This window comes from Micromonospora maritima, assembly GCF_902825405.1.
GTDB classification, from domain to species: Bacteria; Actinomycetota; Actinomycetes; order Mycobacteriales; family Micromonosporaceae; genus Micromonospora; species Micromonospora maritima.
This window is the reverse complement of the sequence record NZ_CADEAU010000792.1, coordinates 1-1,663: the sequence shown is the minus strand read 5'-3', so window position 1 is coordinate 1,663 and position 1,663 is coordinate 1. Positions and strand designations below refer to the sequence as shown.

Here is a 1,663-nt window from a genome sequence, read left to right as displayed (position 1 = left end):
GGAGCCGGTGCCGGTGGGCGCCCGCGGTGGGGAGGGGCCGGCCGGGGTCGCCGCGCCGCCGGCCCGGCCGTCGGGCGCGTTGGTCGACGGAACGGACCAGTTCGAGGTGCTGCGCCTGCCGAAGAGCCGGCAGTCCCCGTTGCCCCCGACCGAGTGAGGGACGGGCCCCCGCCCGCCGTCCTCGGCGCGTGCGGGGGCTCCGCCCGACACCCCCGCCGCCGCGCGGGACATCCCTGAGCCACCCCGGACGGTACGCTCAGTGAGCTGGTGCCTACTCGGGGTGCGGGGGCGTGATGGTCGACGGCGGGGGCCGGTGGGGTCGGCGCACGTTGCTGCGCCGGTCCGCGCTGCTGCTCGGCGGGGCGGCGCTCGGCTCTGCCGCGACGCTGGAGAGCACCCGGGTGGCCGACCGTCGACTGCCGCTCGCGGGCGGCCCGGCCAGTGCCACCGTGGGCAACCGCCGGCAGGACGTCGGTTCGGGTGGGGTGCAGGTCGTCTGGGGCGTCCGCACCGACACACCGCTTGTCGCGCTGACGTTCGACGACGGCCCGCGCCCACAGTGGACGCCCATGGTGCTGGACACGCTTGCCGAGCACCGGGTACCGGCCACGTTCTTCCTGGTCGGCGAGCGGGCCCGGCGGCACGCCGCGCTGGTGCGGGGGCGGCTGGGCGGGCACGAGGTGGGCAACCACAGCTGGGCCCACCACGACCTCGCCCGGATGGACGCCACCAGGGTCCACGACGACCTGAGCCGCAGCCACGACGCGATCACGGCGGCCGCGGGGGTGGCCCCCCGACTGCTCCGTCCGCCCTGGGGGCACCTGGGCGGGTCGGTGCTGCACGCGGCCGCGCGGCTGGACTACCGGCTGGTGCTCTGGACGCTCCAGATGGTCGAGAGCGAGTTCCCGCACGACCCGGCCGGGCACGCGCGCCGGATCGTCGCCGACGTCCGGCCCGGGACCATCGTGCTCGGCCACGACGTCGGTGACGAGCGGCGGCTGGTCGCCCTCCGCGGCCTGCCCGACATGATCTCCGGGCTGCGGGCCCGGGGCTACACCTTCGTCACCGTCTCCGACCTGCTGCGTCGCGCTGCCGGCCCGGGGGCGGCCCGATAGGGTGCCGGCGTGTCGCCCACCCTCTCGGTCCTGGTCCGCAACCGCGACTTCCGCAACCTCTTCCTCGCCGAGCTCGTGGTCTTCGGCGCGGACTGGTTCGTCATGGTGCCGCTGCTGGTGCTGCTGCCGCAGCTGACCGGCAGTGGCGTCTGGGGTGCGCTGGTGCTGGCGGTGGACACCGGCACCACCGCGCTGCTGCTCCCGTACGCCGGCACCGTGGCCGACCGGTTCGACCGCCGCAAGGTCATGATGGCGGCCAACCTGGCCGCTCTCGGTGGCGTCCTGCTGCTGCTCGGCGTCCGCGGCGCGGGGACGGCCTGGTTGGCGCTGGTGTCGATCGCGGTCGTTGCGGTGGCGAAGGCGTTCTACTCGCCCGCCGCCCAGGCGGCCCTGCCCAACGTGCTCGATCCGGCGGACCTGGCGGCCGGCAACGCGGTCGCCGGCTCGGCCTGGGGCACGATGACCGTGGTCGGCGCCTCGCTCGGCGGCATCCTGAGCGCCGCCGCCGGCGCGTACGCCAGCTTCTGGGTGGCCGCCGCGGCGCTGGC

Annotated in this window: 2 protein-coding genes; both read left to right on the top strand. The window is 76.4% G+C overall.

The features are described from left to right. Positions 1-293 precede the first annotated feature (293 nt). Positions 294-1,115 carry a polysaccharide deacetylase family protein gene (locus tag HUW36_RS32320; protein WP_174531520.1) on the top strand — a complete coding sequence of 274 codons (822 nt, stop codon included), beginning with the start codon at positions 294-296 and terminating at the stop codon, positions 1,113-1,115. Positions 1,116-1,124: 9 nt separating this feature from the next. Next, a partial coding sequence (locus HUW36_RS32315) for an MFS transporter (RefSeq protein ID WP_174531518.1) occupies positions 1,125-1,663 on the top strand: 539 nt, incomplete at its 3' end.